Below are 17,991 nucleotides of genomic sequence, written 5' to 3'. Positions count from 1 at the left end.
CTTATGAAATACAATAGAGTTGTTTTTTTTGTTCTTTCGGTCATTTTTATAAGTTGTAAAGACAATAAAATCCAGCAAAAATCAAAATCGGATTCTTCGGTTAAGAAATTGGAAAAAAGTGAACCAGCAGAAAATTTCGACGAATTCAATAAAAAGTTTCATTCAGATTCCGTGTTTCAGGTTTCAAGAGTTGATTTTCCTATTGAAGGGAAACATGTTTCTGGTTTTGAACAATACGACTGGAATAGAAAAAACTGGCAGTTTCAAGCTGTTCCTGTAGCTGAAAAAACTGAAATTGGAGAATATCAACATTCTTTAGTACAAACGGATACTTTAGTTACAGAAAGATTTTGGATTCCAGACAGTGGTTTTGAAGTCGAAAGACAATTTAAATTGATTGGGAATAAATGGTTTTTAATTTATTATAACGACATAAATTTATAGTAATGGAAGTTTTGAAAGAGATTTTAAGAAAGTATGATTTTTCTAAAAGGGAGTCTAAATCTTCTATACAAATTGAGGATATTCAGGCGCATTTAAAATTCGATCTTCCAGAAGATTATGTTTTTTATATAGAGAATTATTTAGGAATAGATCAATTTATTGGAGTTGAGTTTATAAAACTTTGGAGTTTAGAAGAAATAATTGATGCAAATTTAGAGTATCATATATTTGAGCGATTACCGCAAACACTGGCTATCGGAACTAATGGAAGCGGTGAGTTTATTGGAATTGAATTTGAAGACAATAATTCTGTAAAAATTATTCTTTCTCCTTTTATTGATTTAAATACCAAATATCATATCGAAATTGGAAATTCCTTTACTGATTTTTTTGATCGACTAGATAAAGGAATTGAATGGTTTTAATAAAGTATAAAATCTAAAAAAAATGAATCACAACGTAAAGTCAATTCGACCATTTATTGGTTCTAAAAATTTTGAAGTTTCAAGAAGTTTTTATCGTGATCTAGGATTTGAAGAAACAGTTTTAGACACAAAAATGTCTGTTTTTAAATCCAATGAAATTGCATTTTACCTGCAAGATGCTTACGTCAAAGATTGGATTGATAATAGTATGATTTTTATTGAAGTTGATGATGTTGAGCGTTATTATAATGAGCTTCAAGTTTTAAATCTTCCTGAAAGGTACGACGGGGTAAAATTAACTCCGATTCGTTATTTAGATTGGGGAAGCGAATGTTTTTTGCATGATCCGTCTGGAGTTTTATGGCATTTTGGAAAGTTCAAATGAACTTTGAAGAGTTGCTTGTTAGTTGAAATAAATAATTAGTGCAAATTAGTGGAATTCGCGGCGAAAAAATCACCTCAAACCAAAATCACCCAAAATACGCGTAGTACTTTTACGCTGATACCAATCATTATATACTAATTCGATATTTTTTACATCAAATTCTCCAAAATCGTAATCACGGAATTTTTCTGTTATTTCCATTAGTTTTTTGGGATCATGAAGTTTTTCCTGAAAACGCATTATCGTAGAATGCGCGGCGAAAATTTCATATCGACTGTCTATACTCTGTTGTAAACCAGAATTTTTAAAATTTTCGCGAAGTCTGTTTCTTAAATTATTCAAAGTATCATCAGATGGAAATCCTTGAATCATAATTGCCGAAGGTGAGGCGGTTACACCTTTGTAGTGAATTTTAATTTTATCTACATCAACCAAACTCCTGCAAATAATTTCAATGTATTCGTTTGGCGAAATCTGATTTAAATGAAATGCTGTAGAACAAGAAATAATCGACATTACAGTAATATGAATGTCAGAATCAGGATAGAAATATTGTTCAGGTTCAGCTTTTTTTAATTCGTTTATAAAAGTTTGAATGTTCTCTTTTATTTCTTCGTTTGGACGAATAAGCAATGTAATCCCGAAACGTGAATCAGATTCGTTTTTAAGTTCTGAATCAATACCATAGTTCCCTGCTGCAATAGTTTGAGAAGAGGTTTTAAAAAGTTGATTATAATGTTCAATTAAATTCATAAAGGCTTATTTCTTTTTCGCTTTTTCGAGATTTTCTTTCACTCTGAATTTTACAATTTTGGTTATCAAATCATAAGGTATTTTTTCTTTCAATGGAAATTGAACAGAGCCTTTCCCAGATTTATATTTAGAAAGTTCTGCAGCAAAAGCTTCATGTCCGCTTGGCAATGCGTAAAGTCCGATATGATTTTTAAAAGCAGCAAAATAAACTACAATCCCGTTCTGTTCAAAAGCCGGCATCGAATAACTGATTTTTTCTTTGGCTTCTGGCGCAGCTTTTTGAATCGTCATTCGAATTTTCTCCAAAATTTCCTGAACTTCATTCGGAAATCCGCCAATGTATTCGTCTATGTTTTCAGGTTTTTTAACTTCCATTATGTGTTGTTTTTTTTAGTTTCAGGTTTCAAGTTTCTCAAGCAAGCTTGAAATTAAAATCAAAATATGCCTTTTGTTTTTAACGCAAAGTGCGCTAAGGTATTTTAATTACGAGACTTGGGAGAAACCTATATATTAAGTTCGCAAAGCTTTGTCTGTAAAAAAATTAAATAAAGCTTTGTGAACTTTCCATTTTAAAGACCCTCTAAAAAACTTCTCGAACTTTGCTAAAAACCTTTGTGTTCTTTGCGTTTAAATAACCATCAAGCAAGACCTTTCGGAAATCGATCTAAAACTAGATTTAATTGTAAGTTATGCTCTAAATACGCTTTTGCACCTGCTAAAACCAATGTAAAACCTTCAGTAGAATTGCGAACCTGATCGATTATTTTATCTGTGTCACCATGAAACCCTGAATTTGTAATACTCACAAAAGTTTCATTTTCGTTTAACGGACTAAAAACCCATTCTACTAAGGTGATTTCGTCTGGATTTCCCCATTCAATAACAATCTTTTTATTTTCTTGTAAAACCAATGTTTGAACCGTAAGCGAAAAACCATACATTTCCCAAGTCCATTCGGTTTTTTGGTTTTCTTCCAGATTTCCTGAACCTTTAGTAAACCAAAATTTGCTAGTAATCTGTGGATTTACAAAAGCCTCAAAAACTTCTGAAACCGGTTTCCGAATCAGCATTTCGGCTTTTGCAAATTTGTTGTTTTCTGTTTTCATTTGTTTGAAGGTTAGATGTTATAAGTTCTATGTAAAACAATATTTTACAGTCAAACTTCAATTTTTTCTTCCGACCTCTAAATTATGAAATTGCTGTAGTAAAAATGTCAAAAATTAATTAAAAGTGTAACCTACTAATAAATTAAGTGAGTTGGTTTTTATAGAACCATCGTTTATAACTGGAGTGTCAGAAATATTTGTTAAGCCAAGATTTTCTCTTAATTCAATATAAATTTGATTAGTACCATTTAATTTAAATTCTTTTCCAATTCCTGCTGAAAAACCAAAATCTATAGATTTTTTATTTTTTGTGTCCTCATCATTTTCATTAATTAAACCTGGAATATTTGAGTTTGATTTTAGACCAGATTTAAGTAAATAACCTAAATAAGGTCCACCATTTATGTAAAAACTTTTATCATCAGAGAAATTGTATTTTAACAAAATAGGAAGTACGATATAATTTAAATATGCTGTTGCTTTAAATTTATAAGTTCCAAATGGTTCTGTTGGAAGCGTTGGTTCTAATACTTCGATTGTACCTTTCGAAATCTGAATTTTTCTCTCATAATTCAAATCTGCTTTTATCGATAAATTTTCTTGAATTTGATGTTGAAAAGAAAACCCTAATACGTAAGCGAAACCAGGATTGCTGTCTACATAAGAATCGTAACCTCTAAGGCTGGAGTAGTTTAAACCTCCTTGTATTCCGAATTTAACTTTTGAATCTTGTGCCGTTGTTTTGAAAGTAATTAAAGAAATGATAAATAATAATAAGGTAATTTTCTTCATGTTTTTTGGTTAGTTAATTTTGGTTGAATGTTTTACAGTATTTTTAAAAAGGTTTTAAACTTCCTTTTTATCAATCCATTTTCCAACTGTTGGAGGAGTATAATTTTTCATTTGGTTTAGTAAATCTTCTATATCCTCACTCACCAAAAGCATTTTTTGATTTACTTCTTTTAAAAGACCTTTTTCCGTCATAGTTTGAAGCAATTCTAAAAGTGAATCGTAGAAACCATTTATGTTTAAAATTGCAATAGGCTTTTTATGAAGTCCTAATTGTGCCCAAGTCAGCATTTCGAAAAGCTCTTCAAGAGTTCCAAAACCACCTGGAAGCGCAATTACACCGTCGCATAATTCATTCATTTTGGTTTTGCGTTCATGCATACTTTCAACCAAAATCAATTCGGTTAAGCCTTGATGTGCAATTTCTTTAGATCTTAAGAAGTTAGGAAGAACGCCAATTACTTTTCCGCCTGCATTTAAAGTTCCATCGGCAACTGCGCCCATCAAACCTACATTAGCACCTCCATATACTAATTCTATATTTTGTTCGGCTAAAGTTCTACCCAATGCAATTGCTTGTTCTTCNTTTTTTTTTTGGAGTTAAGGGTTAAGGGTTATTGGTTATGAGTTAAGGATTATTGGTTATGAGTTATTGGTTATAAGTTGTGAGTTTGGGTAAGCGCCACAATAATTAGCTGATGACTCTAGTTTGATTTCTAACTTCTAACTTCTAACTTCTAACTTCTAACCAATAACTCATAACTTCTAACTTATAATTCATTACGCTTCTTCAGTTCATATTCAAAGTGGGGTAAATTTATCCCATTATTAACAACTACCATTGTATTCGTTTTTTGCGCTCCAAGTTTTAAAACGGCTTTCTGCGAACGGAAATTTTCTGCTGCAACATGAAATATTATCGAATTTATATATTGAAAAGCATAATCAATCAATAGTTTTTTACAAGATTTATTATAAGGTCCGCCCCAAAATTTTCTTGCTAAGAAAGTATATCCAATCGCAATATTTGAGTTTTCTGGTTTATAATCGTAATAACGGGTAGTTCCTATAATTTCATTGGTTTGTTTATCTAAAATTAAAAAAGCGCCTTTAGAATTTATTCCTGTTTCAAAAAAGGTTTTAAAGCCTTCTCTGTTACTTCTGTCTTTTGCAGGATGCTGTTCCCAAATTAAAGGATCTGAAGCAACTTTGAACAGCTCTTCAAAATGACTTTCTTCTAAAGGAATTAACTTTACGATTTCATCTTCTAAAAAATCGGGTTGCAAGTTGAAATATGGTTTTGTCATTTTTTGAAGTTTTATAGTTAGTTTTTAATTGAGATCGTAGAATATGTCATTATAAAATAAATTAAATCCTTTTAATCTGCACACACGAAACATTTTCCATTTTAATTTCTTTACCAACTTTTTTTAGTAATCCCGTTTTGGGATCTCTTCTAAAAACAATCACATTCCCAGTGAGAACATTCGAAGCAACCAAAAATTTGCCGCTTTCATCAATGGCAAAAATTCGAGGATGTTTTCCTAAAGTCGGTTGATAACCAATATTTTTCAAAAGGCCATTTTCGTCAATAGAGAAAATAGCAATATTGTTTTCATTTCCTCGGTTTGTGGCATAAAGAAATTTTCCGTCTGGAGAAATATGAATGTCAGAACTTTCAAAACCTTCTTTTATTTTGTCAGGATGAGTAGCAATGCGCTGGATTTTGTTTAAAACGCCATCATTATATTTGTAAACACTTATTTGACCCGCCATTTCTTCAATACAATACCCAAATTTTTGATTCGGATGAAAGGTAAAATGTCTTGGACCAGCTTCTAAATCGGTTTTGGTAAATGGATTTTTAGTTTCCATTAACGGCTTTTTCTGATTTTCATCAAAAGCATAACAACGAATTTTATCGGCACCTAAATCGGGTAAAAAGAGATAATCAAATTGGGGAGAAAACACAGAGGAATGGACATGAGATCTTGTTTGTCTTTCTTTGTGTGTGCTTCCTTCCATATATTGAAAATTCTGTGCAATAGAATCGATTTTTCCGTTTTCTAAAATCGGGAAAACAGAAACGCTTCCTTCTGTATAATTGGCATTTGCAATCCATTTGCCGCTTTTGTGAACGGCAACATAAACAGGATTTTCGCCTCCGCTTCTCTGACTGTTTAGAAAAGTCAGACTTTTAGCTGCAGGATTAAACTCAAAACTACTAATGCTTCCCGCGTTCGGCGTTTTGGTATCGGTACACGCGTAAACAAATTTCCCATTTGGAGAAACAGTTAAAAAAGAAGGATTAACAACGTTCTTAACCGAAGTAAACTTTACCAATTTACCGTTTAAAGTATCAAGCTGATAAACCTGAATAGCCTCTGCCGATTTATCACGATTGTACGATCCCAAAAAGACATAAGTGTTTTGAGCAAACAGATTTATCGTTAGGAGAAACGTAATCGTTAAGAAGGTTATTTTTTGTTTCATTTTTATGAAGTTTCAAGTTTCAAGTTTCAGGTTTCAGGTTTCAGGTTTCAAGTTTCAAGTTTTTGCCCACATTGTCAGGCTGAGCGAAGTCGAAGCCCTTTGCGTTGTGCCCTTCTCCGAATTCTCGGGACGCTCAGGATGACAAGGCATACGTTTAAGTTTCAAGTAAAATCAACAATTAACAATCAACAATTAACAATTAATCATTCACAATTAAAATTACCTAACCCCTTTCCACCATTGTTTAAATTTTTGGTTTTCATTTTTCAACTCTACTATTTCACCAATCATTGGTGTGATCAAAGAAATTGGATTATCAGATAAACTATTTAATTCTGTCACTCTGATTAAGGGTTCATCCCAAGAGTGAAGTGATAAAGCAAATTTAGAAGAATGAACCGGAAAAACCCTTTTCGCTTTTAAATCTTTCATGGCTTTTATAACATCATCTGGCATGTTGTGAATGTATTTCCATTTTTCGTTGTATTGACCATTATCAATTAAAGCAATATCAAAAGGTCCGTATTTTTCGCCGATTTCAGCAAAATGCGAATCGTAACCGCTGTCTCCGCCGAGATACATTTTAAAATCTTTAGTTTCTAAAACAAAAGAAGTCCAAAGCGTATTGCAGCGTTTAAAACTTCTGCCCGAAAAATGTCTGGAGGGCGCCGTGTGAATAGTAAGATTTTCATCTAATACTATTGTACTGTACCAATCTTTTTCGATGATATTTTCTGGAGGAAAACCCCAGAATTCAAAATGAGAACCTACTCCTAAAGCTGTAATTATTTTTTTAGTTTTAGGTTTTAATTTTAGGATAGTTTCATAATCCAGATGATCGTAATGGTCGTGTGTAATCAATAAATAATCAATTTCTGGAAGATCATCAACGGTATAAATATCAGATCCTTTAAACGATTTTGTAGTGCCGGGAATAGGAGAGGCGTTCCCGCTGAAAACCGGATCGATTAAAAAACGCTTTCCTTCAAGCTGAATGAAATAAGACGAATGCCCAAACCAAACCAAAATATCCTGATAGATAGGTAATTCGTGTAAATTGGTTTTTACGGACGGAATCAAATCGACTGGAATTTTTCTGTCTACTTTTTTAAAGAAAAATTCAAACAAAACTCCCGCAAAGCTTGCTCCTTCGGCAAGATCTGGCGTGAAATGCTGGTTTTCGAATTTTTCGTTTTTATATTGAGGCGAATTTTGAATTGCGGTTAATCTTTCACCAGAAGGTGCTTTTCCGAATTTTGGATGTTGTAAAAAGTTATAAGCTATAAAAACTATTAGAATTAGGAGAATTAAGAATGTGATCATTTTTATTTTTGGGGATATAATTTTTGGGTAAATTCAATTGAAAGCAAAATTATCTTTTTTAAAATTTCAATATCAATATCAGTCAATTTATTGATGTAAATGCAGGCTTTTGAAGATTTGTGTTTTCCTAGTTTAGACAAAAGTTCCTCTCTATTTTCTTCTGGTAAATAGAAATAAACTGTGGTGGCAGCTTTTCTGGGAGAAAAAGCAGCAAGCGGCGCATCACCTTCGTGTCCACTATCGTATTTGTAATGATAGCTTCCGAAACCAATTATACTTGGACCCCACATTTTTGGTTCAAAACCTGTGGCTTCCTGCATTATTTTTACGAGTTCAAAAGCATCATTTCTTTTTGCGTCATTTTCGACAGCATTAATAAAATCAGTTACACTTTGCTGCGTTTCGGTAGTTTTATTTTTTGCCATTTTATAATTTTTGATTGAATAATTTGCTCTTCATCAAAATGTCTTTGATCTTAATTTCTGAAGCATAAAAAAGATCAGATTTAGCGTTCATTTGATTTTCTAGAATAATTAAACTAATTCCAGAATCAGGAAAATATAGATTAAGAGAAGAGAAACCATCTCCTAAACCTGTGTGTCCCAAATATTTTATGGGTTCATTATCAATAACTCTAATGCCATAACCGTAGCCTTTTTTGTCTTTTCCGAAAACATTATGCTGCGACAAAATATTATACTTTATCATTAATTGATAGGTTTCTGGCTTTAAGATTTCCCCGTTGTGCAGCTTATTATTCCAAATTACCAAATCTGCTGCGGTAGAAACAACGCCGTCTGCGCCTAAACTTTGCGGTGTAATTTGAGTTTGTGTTACTTTTTTTAAAACATTATTTTCATTGAAATATCCTGAAACTAAATTTTGAATTTTGCTTTTATCGTAAGAGAAAGTATTTTTCATTTCCAGTTTTTGAAAAAGCTCATTTTGTAATACTGAAAAGTTTTTTTGTGCCGAATATGCCGCAATTTCTGCCAATAAATTATTACTTAGATTTCCGTATTTAAAATCGGTTCCAGGTTTAAAAGCCAATGGTTTATCTAAATCTACAATTCCGTGAGTATGATTTAATAATTGATGAACGGTAACTGAATCTGCCCAAGTTTGTTTAAGATGAGGTAAATATTTTTTAATTGGAGATTGCAGGTCAATTTTTCCTTTTTCTACTTCCAATAAAATCAAAACAGCTGTAACCTGTTTGCTGTTGGACATGATCTCAAACTGGCTTTCGGGTTTTAAAACTTTTTTAGAATCAAAATCAGAATATCCTTTTGCTTTAGAATACAAAGTTTTTCCCTTTTGCGAAATAAGAACAACGCCATTAAAAAGCGGATCTGCATTTTGAATTAAACTGTCAATACTTTTTTTATAATCTTCTTTTTTTTGGGCCGTTGAATAACAGCTGGATAAAACAAGTACTAAAAATAAAAAAGACGAAAGTTTAAAAAATAAGTTCATTGATGGATTAAAGATTGGTGATTAGCGTTTTATGTGTTTTACAATTAAAGATTAAAAATTAAAGATTAAAAATTAAAGATTAAAAATTTATGATTGACAATTAACAATTAACAATTAACAATTAACAATTCACCATTAATCTAAAACATTCCATTTTCATTGATAGTTTCTTTAGGAATTGGCTGACCTAAATCCCACAGTTCGATGATTTTATCCGATTCAAATTTAAGGATATGAACAACAGCAAAACCAATATCTGTTGGTGTTTGTTTGAGGTGCGAATGTACTGCGACAAGATTTCCGTCTTCTAAAATATGGTGAATTTTAAAAACCTTGTTCGGATTTGTTCTGGCAGATTCTTCCATAGCCAGCATCAAAGTTTCTGCATCACCTTTGAAGTGCTGGTTATGATGTTTGAAATTCTTTCCAACATATAATCTAAAACCTTCGTGAGAATGCCCTTTTGCGGCCAATTTCAGAAAGTTCTTAGCGATTTCTTTCTTAGTCATAATTCGAGATTTAAAAGCAAACTAAGGTAAGGAATTCGGCTCGATAATTATTGCAGAAAATGACTGGAAATTTATAAAATTAAACTTCTTCCGATTTAATTTTTGAGAGATCAATTCCTAATTTTGAAAACTCTTTTTCGCCCAATTCTGTAATGTAAAAATGTTTGTCTGAAGGCGATTTTTTAGCAATCCAGTTTTTGTCTGCAAAGTTTTCTAAAAGGAGTTCGCCAAGTTTACCGCCAAGATGTTCGTAGCATTTTTTTGCAGGTTTTATTGTAGATTTTGTGCTCATTTATTTTCGTTTTTAGTATAACGAATTTATGAAATAAATGAATCGTTTCGCTAAATGTTTAATTGAAAGATTGTCTGAATTCCAGAGGAGAAACATTTGTTTTGGTTTTAAATAATTTGCTAAACGACTGCTGATGTTCGAAACCTAATTCAAAAGCAATTTCGCTTATAGATAAATTCGTGGTCGATAGTTTTTCTTTTGCTTTTTCAATCAATTTATTGTGAATGTGCTGCTGCGTGCTTTGTCCGGTAAGATGTTTCAATAAACCGCTTAAATAATTGGGAGAAACATTCAGGCTTTCGGCAATATAGTGTACGGTTGGCAGACCTTTTTTACTAAGGGAATCGTTGTTGAAATAATCTTCAAGTAATTTTTCTAAGCGCGCCAGAATCTGATGATTGCTTATTTTTCTGGTAATAAACTGACGGTTATAAAAACGCTCCGAATAAGTAAGCAATAATTCGATTTGGGCAATAATTACCTCTTGGCTAAATTTGTCAATATTCGATTGATATTCCTGCTGAATATTTTTGATGATATCGATAATCATTTTTTCTTCTTTATCAGAAAGATGCAATGCTTCATGAACGGCATATCCAAAATATTCGTATTGTTTAATCTTCTGCGCAAGTGGTGTATTCCATAAAAAATCAGGATGGATCAATAATGACCATCCTGTATGCTGCATTTCGGAATTTCCTTCTATAGAAAAAACTTGACCCGGCGAAATAAATAACAAAACTCCTTCTTTAAAATCATATTCCTGCTGGCCGTAACGCATTTTTGCATTTGCATTTCTTTTGAGTGCAATAGAATAGAAATCAAGCATCAGGCTTTTAGGTTCATTTTCGTTTAAGTATTTTAAATCTTCAAAATTATAAACACTTACAAGAGGATGTTCTGGTTTAGGCAGATTTCGAAATTGATGAAATTCGCTGATGCTTTTTATGCGAACGGGTTGTTGATTTGCCATAGTCTAAAGTACTTAATTTTGGTTGTATATAGAAGCAAATTCTTTGGCATATTCAGCCAGTTTTGTTTTTCCTAATTCATAAGGGCGATTTTTATAATAATCTTCACCTAGTAAACCGTTGTAAAGTCCGGCGTACATTTCAACTAAACCTTGGGCAATTTTTGGCTGCATTCCAACAGAAACTAATCCGTTTAGGACTTCTTCGTCGCTGATTAACTGCCATTTCAAATCTGGTTTTCCAATGGCATCGCCCAGAATTTTAGCTGTTTCATTACCCGTTAATTCTTCACTAGAAACATAACGAATTTTTCTTCCGTCAAGCGGAGTTGTGATTTCTTCTGCAATAGCGCTGGCAATATCGTTTGGAGAAACCCACGGAATCAATTGATCTCCACCATAATTTGCTGCAATGATTCCTTGGTTTTTAATCATCGGAATATAAGCCAGCAAATTGTAATAAAATGAAGTCGGACGCATTAACGTAATTGCAACATCTGAAAGTTTATTCAGAACCGCTTCAATCTCGTTATAACGCTGGATAATTCCAGAATTCTGTTCTAAATCTGCACCAATACTGCTCAGAAAAACAACACGTTTTACACCAGATTGTTGGATTGCTTCGGCATAATTATTTCCTATTTTTCGTGTAAACGCATCCAAATCAAGATTCGGATCAAAATAATTCGCTCGAGGAATCATACAATAAACGGCATCTGCTCCAGTAAAAGTTTTGGTTAAAAAACTCAAATCTTCTACAGAACCAATTGCTGCCGATGCACCCAATTTTTCAATTTCTTCTTGTCTTGCATTGCTGCTTGCAATTACGGTAACCGAATGTCCTTTTTGTACTAAAGCTACAGTTAAAGGCTTGCTGATGTTCCCTAAAGAACCTGTAATTATAATTTTCATAATTCTATTTTTTTGATGATACAAAGTTGCGAAGCATCTATCAAAGAGATGTAGCCAAATCTATTATTGATGTAGTCTAAAAATAGAATTATGAATCTGTATTTTATTTTTCAGATAATTTTCGTTCGGTTTCTGTTTGAGGTTTTCCAGTTGCATTCGGTTCGCCCTTACCAGTTGTAATCAGCTTTTTTAAACTGTTTTGAATATAATTCGTCCAGCCAGATTTACAGACTTCATAACATTCGTATTCGGGAACTAATCCGAAATGGGTGAAAGTTAGCTCTGTTTTTCCGTTTTCTTCTGCGATTTCAAAAGTTGGTTTTGTTCCCGTCCATTCGGTTTTATCTTCGGTGAATTTAAAATAGTTTTGCTCAACCAGCCAGACTATTTTTTGATTTTTAATAACTTCAACCAGTTTTATTTTGCATCGATGAACATCTTCATAATGGTAATCAAATTCATCATTAAGTTCGGCAGTATTTCCTTCAATTTCTTCAGACCACCAGCCTCGAACATTTTGTATGGCTTCAAAAACTTCTTCTGGAGATTGATCTACTATTATTTTTGTGGTAAAACTTTGTGCGCTCATTTTTAGTGATTTATAAATTAGTAAAGTAAAATTACAATCTAAAAATCAATTAGTTGAGGTGTTTAAAAGACAATTTTACGGTGTGTTTCGGACAAGGAAGGGGGGAGGGATTTTAGATTTTAGATTTTAGATTTAAACTTAATGTTGAATCATTTCTGTTTTACTTTTTCTAAAAATTCCAATTAATAAATTGATTATATAAATTGGAGTGGCTACGAAAATTATGATTAAGAATTCAGACACTAAAGTAATATTGATTAATTCAAAATCATCAAAATAATTATAAGTACGATTATTAAGATGGAGCTTGCCAAATACTACAACGATCCAATAAAAGAGAAAACTACCGATTAAAATTAAGGTATGAATAATAGTCAAAAGTTTAAACAGCTGTTTATTTAAAATTTTTAGAACCAGCCAATACCCGAGCCCCATTAATAGATAAGAAAAAAATAAAACAATAGCTAAATGATAATTTGAAATGACAAAGTAAGTATCTGAAATGTTTATATCTAATGCTGAGTTAGGATAATTGCTTGACACTAATGCAATGAATGCAACTAATACAGCAACAAACCAAAATAAATGATAAACTTTTATTTTTTTAAGATTCATGTTTATTTTATTAAAGTCAATAGAAATTTTAGGTAGGAGTGTTCTTAATCCTTCTTCCAAATTATTAACAAATTGATTTTAAGATTTAATTAAATACCGTCAATTAATGTGGAAGCACCTAAAACAAGACTTAAAAAAATCAAAATACTGATCAAACCAATCAAACAAGTTCTCCAACCGCTGAAAGTTTCTCCACCTTTTTCGATATGGTCTTGAATATTTTTTTCTTGATAAGTTTGAACAGCATAAGAAGCCATTCCTAAATAAGCCGCTGGAAATAAAATTGAAGGAAAGTTATCAGGAAGCCAGAATACCAATACAATAACTAGTATTGTAGAAATTATAGTGAAAATCCACGTTTTTCTTGCTTTCTCAAAATCATTAAAAGCTTTAAAATTTTCAGCAATGCAATATCCTCCAACTAGAATACCAGCAAAAAATGTTGCTGTTTTTATGGCTTTGGAAGAGTAAATTTTTTCGGTTGGAATTTCTTCAAATACTGATTTTTGTGACTCGTCTTCTTGTATCATTTTTTATTAATATTGGGTAATTACTGCTTTATAGTTTTTATTTTTTCTGGAATTTGATTTATTTGGTCAAAATGCTTTTCCATCACATTTTCCAAGTCCAAAGTACCGCCTAAAATAATCATTTCTTTATTTTCAAAACGTTTTCCAAGTCGATCATGGAGCATTACTTTTTCCATGCTTTGGGCAATTTCGATTTCATGTAAAAAATCATTTGGATGTCCAGCCGTACAGATTACAAGTCCAAGCGGAATAGTTTTCATTTTTCTTGAAGTTTCGTTTTGGCCGTAAGCATATCCAACAGAATAAACGCGGTCAAACCAGCCTTTTAGTTTTGCAGGACAATCGCTCCACCAAACGGGATAAAGAAAAATAATACAGTCTGCTCGTTCTATTTTTTCTTGTTCACTCCAAACATCTGCCGAAATCGGCAGTTCTGTTCTTCCAAAACCTTCACGTTCGTATTCTTCTTCAGACATATCGCTGTTAAAATTAGAAGCGTATAAATCGGAAACTTCTACATTCCATTTTTCAAGAGCTAAAACAGATTTTAATTTTTCTAAAACTTGAAACGTATATGATTTTCTGCTGGGATGTGCGTAAACAATTAAAATATTCATTTTTAGATTCTTTAGATTTAAAAACCTTTTGAAATAGATAATTTTGTACGAAAATACAAATTAAATCCAAAAAAGCTATCTAATTTATTCTTCCGAAAATTCTAGAATATCTCCAGGCTGGCAGTCTAAAACTTTGCAGATTGCTTCAAGTGTGCTAAAACGAATTGCTTTTGCTTTGCCGGTTTTTAAAATCGAAAGATTAGATAATGTCAAATCTACTTTTTCTGAAAGTTCGTTTAATGACATTTTTCTTTTTGCCATCATTACATCTAAATTTACTATTATAGGCATAATTTCTCGTTTAAATAGTTAAGTCAATTTCAGACTGAATTTCAATTCCTCTTTTAAAAACCTGTCCGATAACAAATAGTATAACACCCATAAATATCCATACACTGGCACCTTCTAAATTTAATGTTTCTAGCGCAGGAAGCTTTACACCATTTGTAGTGAGCCAATTGTTGAATTTTGAAGCCCAGTAAGAAAACAAACCAATTCCAAAAGCCAGATAAGCCATGTAAAATATAAAACGATCCATTTCTGCAGTGAAAGGCTGTGTCACATTTAGCTTTTTCTCATGCAGCATTTTTACAATTAGGTAAAACATAATCGCTTTTAAAACAGCGACAATACTCATAAGAATCATTTCCTGAATATAATGGCTGGGACTGAAATTATAAAGATCTAGTAAATTGAGAAACCGTGCGTTGTATGAATTTATAGTCATTGTATAAATACCATTAAATAAATACATACCCGCTTCTATGCATAAACCAATAAAAATGATCCAAGATAAAATATTCAAAAATTTCAGGATTTCTGGTGTTCCAATTTTAATTTCCATTGTAATTAGATTAAAAGTTATGCTGCTAAAATAATAAATATTTATTGATAAACAATAAAAATATAATTTTTATCAAAAAAAAAACTCCAGTAGACAGAAATCTATTGGAGTTGTTATTTTGTTTTTATAAGCAGTACTTTAGTTTTTCAAAAGACCACTTGTCCCGCTGTCCACTATATCTTTTTTGGCAGACAATAGGAGTGAAGAGCCAAAAAAGGATGCCGTTTCCATCGGGGCTAAAAGAGAAATTTAATTTTTTATAAGAGCAAATTTGAAAAAAATTATCGAATTGCTTTTCTTTCGTTTTCCAGCATTTTTTCGATATTAAAGTAAATACCGTCAACATTGTAAGCACCTTTTTCAAAACTTAGATAATCGCAGTTGTCGACGAGTGACTGACCTTTTGATTCAATTTCGAAAACGTTCAAAAGAACATATTCGTGTTCGACGAGTAAAACATGAAAACCAGTTTCGCATTTTTTTCCGTCACCAGAAGATAAAATCACATTCATAATACTGTGAAATCTAAATGAAGTGATTTTAGATGAAGTTTCGTCGCCCTTTAAATGGTAAATATAAGAGAGGTAATTGAGTTGTTTTAGGTCAAAAGGAAATTCACTTAAAGAATGATTGATTAATTTAATAATCTCATCATAATCTGCGTTTTCGAGTTTTTCTTTTCCAAATAATTCGTTTAGTTTTTGCTCATCTGGCGATTTCCAAAAGGCATTGTATTTGGGTTGAAAAAAGTACCCAAGATACAAATGACGGTATTCCTCATGCGATAATAAAGTGTCATTTTTCGTCAGCCTTTCCATTAATTTGGGATAAAAGAATTTGGAATTCTTATCGTTAATTTCTTTTTCGATTGCTTTGTAATCTGGAATCGTGAAACCAAGTTCTTGAGAATACGTTTGAATTCCCAAACAAAAAATTAGGAGAAGAAAAATTTGTTTCAGCATGATTAGAAGGTTTTAGGTTGTAGTTCTGATCTTACTAAAATACAAATTAATTTGACGCAAAACGTTGTTGTGATAATTGATTATATACTAATAAAGACCTTAAGTTTTATTATTTTCCGAACTGCCACCATTTCTTTTTACTAACTTCTTTCTTGTTTTTGTGATTGTGATAAATGCAAATCTGATCCGTTAAATAATCGTAAACATCATTATGTAAATATGGCTTTTTAGAACTCATAAGTTTTTTAGCCACACTGTTGATTTTCTTAATTTCTTTTTCGTCAAAAATTGACGACTCAGTTAATGTTGTTTGTATAAATTTCGCAAAATCTTTATGCTGTTCATTATAATTAATATTTCCGTTTCTAAAGGCTTCATCTTGAAGATTGTCTAAACCCCTTAACATTTCTGATTCAATTGTATTAGCTTTTCCGCTAGAAGGAATAAGACTTCTTAATTGTTCAACAACTTCTGGAAATTTGTAATTTGTTGGGAATTTAGGATAAATAGTATCACTAGGTTTATATAAACGCTCTTTTTTTTCACATTCTTCTACAAGTTTCTTTACATCTTCTGATGTGTGCTCGAGCCATTTTCTAGGTGTTATATCAAACTTGTTTTTTAAATCCAAATCAGCACCGAGCATAATTATTTTTTCAATAACGCCCAAATGAATTTGGCGTTCGTCACCTTCTGTTCGCCAAGGAAATCCTTGTATAGCCCAATAAGCAACTGTTGCTCCTTTACTGTCAGTTAAATTCACATCTCCTCCATAATCGAGAAGTAAATCCAGTGACTTTATAAGATTATGGCGTTGTACAGCTATGTGTAGAGCATTATAGCCACTTTTACAATACATATTAGGATTAGCACCATTTTCTAATAAATAATGTATCATTTCTGTTCTTTCAATTTCATCTTTGCATCCATATGATGTTAGAACTTCAATTATTAATGTGTTATAATATTCAGCATTTATATAGGAGTTAACATTGATATTTTCACTATTAATAATTTGCTTTGCAGAATGAAATTCTCCATTTGAAATTTTTGTAGCTAAGATTGAAGAGAATTGCTGTGGGAGTAGCTTAAAATTATTCATTGTAAATTTAATTTGTAATTTTCAAATGTACGTTTTTAATTACAAAAAATAATTTCTTGATGCAAAAACATAAAGTTTAGCTGTTTTAAGTTTTGAAATGAATTCATTCTAATGCCCAAACTGTTTCCTTAAATCTAAATTTAAGTTGTATTGTTCTTCAATAGGAACAGGTTTTCGATAGACTTTGTTTATATCGCTTGCTTCTTCTGACCATAAAAAAGGATAAAAACTAAAAACTTGATCACCTTTAAGTACAGCAACATCACTTTTCCAATTTTCCCATCTGCTTCCTGAATAAAATTTGTCTAAATCGTTGTTAAAACAAAATTCTAAAAATTGAGAATAGGTAATATCAAGCGGTTCGTATTCTAAATTATCTGGAGAAAAATAATAAACATTGCCAAGATCTGTTCGTAAAGCGCCTCCGTTTAATATATAAAAACCACCCAGAGCGTCGTCTGCGATTAAAAAATAAGAAGGAGCTTCTCCAAATTCTTTAAAAGATTTTCCTTTATTCCAATCCGGAAGACTGCGGTTGAGTTTGGAACTGCCTGAGCCTAAAATCCTAATCCAGCCGTTGTCTACTATGATTCCGCCGGTTTTATATACAATCGCACCCATTGGTGATTTTGTTGTTACTTGTGTATGATACAAAGCATCTTTGGCTTTTTGTGGATCTGCTGGAAGAATTTCTACTTTATTTTTGGCAGTATCAATCCATTCTTTTACTAATTTCCATCCAGAATCTTTTGGATCTATGAGTTCGTTTACAGGACGCATTTTGGTTTGTGAAAAGGTTGTTGATGTAAAAAAAATAACGGCTAATAATTGAAAAAATTTCATTTTGGTTTTTAA

25 protein-coding genes and 1 pseudogene are annotated in these 17,991 nt (G+C 31.8%); 3 read left to right on the top strand and 23 right to left on the bottom strand.

The window, feature by feature from the left end:
• Positions 1 to 3 precede the first annotated feature (3 nt).
• From ASE40_RS09215 to ASE40_RS09205, 3 genes are read left to right on the top strand one after another with little or no spacing between them, the layout of a single operon-like run.
• On the top strand, positions 4 to 444 hold the full coding sequence (locus ASE40_RS09215) for a hypothetical protein (RefSeq protein ID WP_057116654.1): 441 nt from the start codon (positions 4 to 6) through the stop codon (positions 442 to 444).
• A gap of 2 nt (positions 445 to 446) precedes the next feature.
• Complete coding sequence (locus ASE40_RS09210; protein ID WP_057116653.1) at positions 447 to 869, top strand: SMI1/KNR4 family protein; 423 nt, start codon at positions 447 to 449, stop codon at positions 867 to 869.
• A 22-nt stretch (positions 870 to 891) separates the two neighbouring features.
• Entirely contained in the window at positions 892 to 1,254 is a 363-nt protein-coding gene (locus tag ASE40_RS09205; protein ID WP_057116652.1) for a glyoxalase, read from the top strand.
• Positions 1,255 to 1,323: 69 nt separating this feature from the next.
• Here ASE40_RS09205 and ASE40_RS09200 read toward each other — a convergent pair whose 3' ends face one another.
• The 23 genes and pseudogenes from ASE40_RS09200 to ASE40_RS09090 form a co-directional block, all read right to left on the bottom strand.
• Positions 1,324 to 2,007 (bottom strand): 2'-5' RNA ligase family protein, encoded by a 684-nt coding sequence (locus tag ASE40_RS09200; protein WP_057116651.1) that lies wholly within the window; start codon positions 2,005 to 2,007, stop codon positions 1,324 to 1,326.
• Positions 2,008 to 2,013: 6 nt separating this feature from the next.
• Positions 2,014 to 2,382, bottom strand: a complete 369-nt coding sequence (locus tag ASE40_RS09195; RefSeq protein WP_057116650.1) for an iron chaperone — start codon at positions 2,380 to 2,382, stop codon at positions 2,014 to 2,016.
• Between the two features lie 263 nt (positions 2,383 to 2,645).
• Positions 2,646 to 3,113: an SRPBCC family protein gene (locus tag ASE40_RS09190; RefSeq protein WP_057116649.1), complete on the bottom strand. Its 468-nt coding sequence runs from the start codon at positions 3,111 to 3,113 to the stop codon at positions 2,646 to 2,648.
• Positions 3,114 to 3,227: 114 nt separating this feature from the next.
• A complete protein-coding gene (locus ASE40_RS09185) occupies positions 3,228 to 3,905 on the bottom strand; it encodes a porin family protein (RefSeq protein WP_057116648.1) in 678 nt (225 codons plus the stop codon).
• A gap of 54 nt (positions 3,906 to 3,959) precedes the next feature.
• Positions 3,960 to 4,487: pseudogene (locus ASE40_RS09180) on the bottom strand (TIGR00730 family Rossman fold protein); the annotation flags it as partial.
• Positions 4,488 to 4,672: 185 nt separating this feature from the next.
• A complete protein-coding gene (locus ASE40_RS09175) occupies positions 4,673 to 5,209 on the bottom strand; it encodes a GNAT family N-acetyltransferase (protein WP_057116647.1) in 537 nt (178 codons plus the stop codon).
• A gap of 61 nt (positions 5,210 to 5,270) precedes the next feature.
• Entirely contained in the window at positions 5,271 to 6,395 is a 1,125-nt protein-coding gene (locus ASE40_RS09170) for a lactonase family protein (protein WP_057116646.1), read from the bottom strand.
• 219 nt (positions 6,396 to 6,614) lie between these two features.
• Entirely contained in the window at positions 6,615 to 7,718 is a 1,104-nt protein-coding gene (locus ASE40_RS09165; protein WP_057116645.1) for an MBL fold metallo-hydrolase, read from the bottom strand.
• A gap of 2 nt (positions 7,719 to 7,720) precedes the next feature.
• Positions 7,721 to 8,143, bottom strand: coding sequence for a DUF1801 domain-containing protein (locus ASE40_RS09160; protein ID WP_057116644.1), 423 nt, complete (start codon positions 8,141 to 8,143; stop codon positions 7,721 to 7,723).
• Between the two features lies 1 nt (position 8,144).
• A complete protein-coding gene (locus ASE40_RS09155) occupies positions 8,145 to 9,194 on the bottom strand; it encodes a serine hydrolase domain-containing protein (protein WP_057116643.1) in 1,050 nt (349 codons plus the stop codon).
• A gap of 140 nt (positions 9,195 to 9,334) precedes the next feature.
• Positions 9,335 to 9,703, bottom strand: a complete 369-nt coding sequence (locus tag ASE40_RS09150; RefSeq protein ID WP_057116642.1) for a nuclear transport factor 2 family protein — start codon at positions 9,701 to 9,703, stop codon at positions 9,335 to 9,337.
• Between the two features lie 79 nt (positions 9,704 to 9,782).
• Positions 9,783 to 9,995 (bottom strand): hypothetical protein, encoded by a 213-nt coding sequence (locus tag ASE40_RS09145; RefSeq protein WP_057116641.1) that lies wholly within the window; start codon positions 9,993 to 9,995, stop codon positions 9,783 to 9,785.
• Between the two features lie 58 nt (positions 9,996 to 10,053).
• On the bottom strand, positions 10,054 to 10,968 hold the full coding sequence (locus ASE40_RS09140) for a helix-turn-helix domain-containing protein (RefSeq protein ID WP_057116640.1): 915 nt from the start codon (positions 10,966 to 10,968) through the stop codon (positions 10,054 to 10,056).
• A 12-nt stretch (positions 10,969 to 10,980) separates the two neighbouring features.
• Positions 10,981 to 11,877: an NAD(P)H-binding protein gene (locus ASE40_RS09135; RefSeq protein ID WP_057116639.1), complete on the bottom strand. Its 897-nt coding sequence runs from the start codon at positions 11,875 to 11,877 to the stop codon at positions 10,981 to 10,983.
• A 103-nt stretch (positions 11,878 to 11,980) separates the two neighbouring features.
• On the bottom strand, positions 11,981 to 12,466 hold the full coding sequence (locus ASE40_RS09130) for an SRPBCC family protein (protein WP_057116638.1): 486 nt from the start codon (positions 12,464 to 12,466) through the stop codon (positions 11,981 to 11,983).
• A gap of 138 nt (positions 12,467 to 12,604) precedes the next feature.
• On the bottom strand, positions 12,605 to 13,141 hold the full coding sequence (locus tag ASE40_RS09125) for a hypothetical protein (protein ID WP_057116637.1): 537 nt from the start codon (positions 13,139 to 13,141) through the stop codon (positions 12,605 to 12,607).
• A 29-nt stretch (positions 13,142 to 13,170) separates the two neighbouring features.
• Positions 13,171 to 13,611: a hypothetical protein gene (locus ASE40_RS09120; protein WP_057116636.1), complete on the bottom strand. Its 441-nt coding sequence runs from the start codon at positions 13,609 to 13,611 to the stop codon at positions 13,171 to 13,173.
• Positions 13,612 to 13,631: 20 nt separating this feature from the next.
• Positions 13,632 to 14,228, bottom strand: a complete 597-nt coding sequence (locus tag ASE40_RS09115; protein ID WP_057116635.1) for an NAD(P)H-dependent oxidoreductase — start codon at positions 14,226 to 14,228, stop codon at positions 13,632 to 13,634.
• 84 nt (positions 14,229 to 14,312) lie between these two features.
• On the bottom strand, positions 14,313 to 14,519 hold the full coding sequence (locus ASE40_RS09110) for a helix-turn-helix domain-containing protein (RefSeq protein WP_057116634.1): 207 nt from the start codon (positions 14,517 to 14,519) through the stop codon (positions 14,313 to 14,315).
• Between the two features lie 10 nt (positions 14,520 to 14,529).
• Positions 14,530 to 15,072 carry a DUF2975 domain-containing protein gene (locus ASE40_RS09105; RefSeq protein ID WP_057116633.1) on the bottom strand — a complete coding sequence of 181 codons (543 nt, stop codon included), beginning with the start codon at positions 15,070 to 15,072 and terminating at the stop codon, positions 14,530 to 14,532.
• Positions 15,073 to 15,353: 281 nt separating this feature from the next.
• Positions 15,354 to 16,034, bottom strand: coding sequence for a DUF4919 domain-containing protein (locus ASE40_RS09100; protein ID WP_241774346.1), 681 nt, complete (start codon positions 16,032 to 16,034; stop codon positions 15,354 to 15,356).
• A 109-nt stretch (positions 16,035 to 16,143) separates the two neighbouring features.
• Positions 16,144 to 17,136 (bottom strand): ankyrin repeat domain-containing protein, encoded by a 993-nt coding sequence (locus tag ASE40_RS09095; RefSeq protein ID WP_057116632.1) that lies wholly within the window; start codon positions 17,134 to 17,136, stop codon positions 16,144 to 16,146.
• A 108-nt stretch (positions 17,137 to 17,244) separates the two neighbouring features.
• Positions 17,245 to 17,979 (bottom strand): DUF2625 domain-containing protein, encoded by a 735-nt coding sequence (locus tag ASE40_RS09090; protein ID WP_198530114.1) that lies wholly within the window; start codon positions 17,977 to 17,979, stop codon positions 17,245 to 17,247.
• Positions 17,980 to 17,991: the final 12 nt, after the last annotated feature.

The sequence above is a fragment of the Flavobacterium sp. Root935 genome, from assembly GCF_001429295.1.
Taxonomy (GTDB): Bacteria; Bacteroidota; Bacteroidia; order Flavobacteriales; family Flavobacteriaceae; genus Flavobacterium.
Note: the sequence above shows the minus strand (reverse complement) of the source record. Positions and strands in the feature narration are given on the sequence as shown.

Excerpts from the sequence above, each read along its gene's own strand:
- ASE40_RS09090 (WP_198530114.1), bottom strand. The coding sequence starts at position 17,979 with ATGAAATTTTTTCAATTATTAGCCGTTATTTTTTTTACATCAACAACC.
- ASE40_RS09155 (WP_057116643.1), bottom strand. The coding sequence starts at position 9,194 with ATGAACTTATTTTTTAAACTTTCGTCTTTTTTATTTTTAGTACTTGTT.
- ASE40_RS09130 (WP_057116638.1), bottom strand. The coding sequence starts at position 12,466 with ATGAGCGCACAAAGTTTTACCACAAAAATAATAGTAGATCAATCTCCA.
- ASE40_RS09135 (WP_057116639.1), bottom strand. The coding sequence starts at position 11,877 with ATGAAAATTATAATTACAGGTTCTTTAGGGAACATCAGCAAGCCTTTA.
- ASE40_RS09095 (WP_057116632.1), bottom strand. The coding sequence starts at position 17,136 with ATGAATAATTTTAAGCTACTCCCACAGCAATTCTCTTCAATCTTAGCT.
- ASE40_RS09195 (WP_057116650.1), bottom strand. The coding sequence starts at position 2,382 with ATGGAAGTTAAAAAACCTGAAAACATAGACGAATACATTGGCGGATTT.
- ASE40_RS09170 (WP_057116646.1), bottom strand. The coding sequence starts at position 6,395 with ATGAAACAAAAAATAACCTTCTTAACGATTACGTTTCTCCTAACGATA.
- ASE40_RS09185 (WP_057116648.1), bottom strand. The coding sequence starts at position 3,905 with ATGAAGAAAATTACCTTATTATTATTTATCATTTCTTTAATTACTTTC.
- ASE40_RS09105 (WP_057116633.1), bottom strand. The coding sequence starts at position 15,072 with ATGGAAATTAAAATTGGAACACCAGAAATCCTGAAATTTTTGAATATT.
- ASE40_RS09165 (WP_057116645.1), bottom strand. The coding sequence starts at position 7,718 with ATGATCACATTCTTAATTCTCCTAATTCTAATAGTTTTTATAGCTTAT.
- ASE40_RS09175 (WP_057116647.1), bottom strand. The coding sequence starts at position 5,209 with ATGACAAAACCATATTTCAACTTGCAACCCGATTTTTTAGAAGATGAA.
- ASE40_RS09210 (WP_057116653.1), top strand. The coding sequence starts at position 447 with ATGGAAGTTTTGAAAGAGATTTTAAGAAAGTATGATTTTTCTAAAAGG.
- ASE40_RS09120 (WP_057116636.1), bottom strand. The coding sequence starts at position 13,611 with ATGATACAAGAAGACGAGTCACAAAAATCAGTATTTGAAGAAATTCCA.
- ASE40_RS09110 (WP_057116634.1), bottom strand. The coding sequence starts at position 14,519 with ATGCCTATAATAGTAAATTTAGATGTAATGATGGCAAAAAGAAAAATG.
- ASE40_RS09215 (WP_057116654.1), top strand. The coding sequence starts at position 4 with ATGAAATACAATAGAGTTGTTTTTTTTGTTCTTTCGGTCATTTTTATA.
- ASE40_RS09200 (WP_057116651.1), bottom strand. The coding sequence starts at position 2,007 with ATGAATTTAATTGAACATTATAATCAACTTTTTAAAACCTCTTCTCAA.
- ASE40_RS09140 (WP_057116640.1), bottom strand. The coding sequence starts at position 10,968 with ATGGCAAATCAACAACCCGTTCGCATAAAAAGCATCAGCGAATTTCAT.
- ASE40_RS09205 (WP_057116652.1), top strand. The coding sequence starts at position 892 with ATGAATCACAACGTAAAGTCAATTCGACCATTTATTGGTTCTAAAAAT.
- ASE40_RS09145 (WP_057116641.1), bottom strand. The coding sequence starts at position 9,995 with ATGAGCACAAAATCTACAATAAAACCTGCAAAAAAATGCTACGAACAT.
- ASE40_RS09190 (WP_057116649.1), bottom strand. The coding sequence starts at position 3,113 with ATGAAAACAGAAAACAACAAATTTGCAAAAGCCGAAATGCTGATTCGG.
- ASE40_RS09115 (WP_057116635.1), bottom strand. The coding sequence starts at position 14,228 with ATGAATATTTTAATTGTTTACGCACATCCCAGCAGAAAATCATATACG.
- ASE40_RS09100 (WP_241774346.1), bottom strand. The coding sequence starts at position 16,034 with ATGCTGAAACAAATTTTTCTTCTCCTAATTTTTTGTTTGGGAATTCAA.
- ASE40_RS09150 (WP_057116642.1), bottom strand. The coding sequence starts at position 9,703 with ATGACTAAGAAAGAAATCGCTAAGAACTTTCTGAAATTGGCCGCAAAA.
- ASE40_RS09160 (WP_057116644.1), bottom strand. The coding sequence starts at position 8,143 with ATGGCAAAAAATAAAACTACCGAAACGCAGCAAAGTGTAACTGATTTT.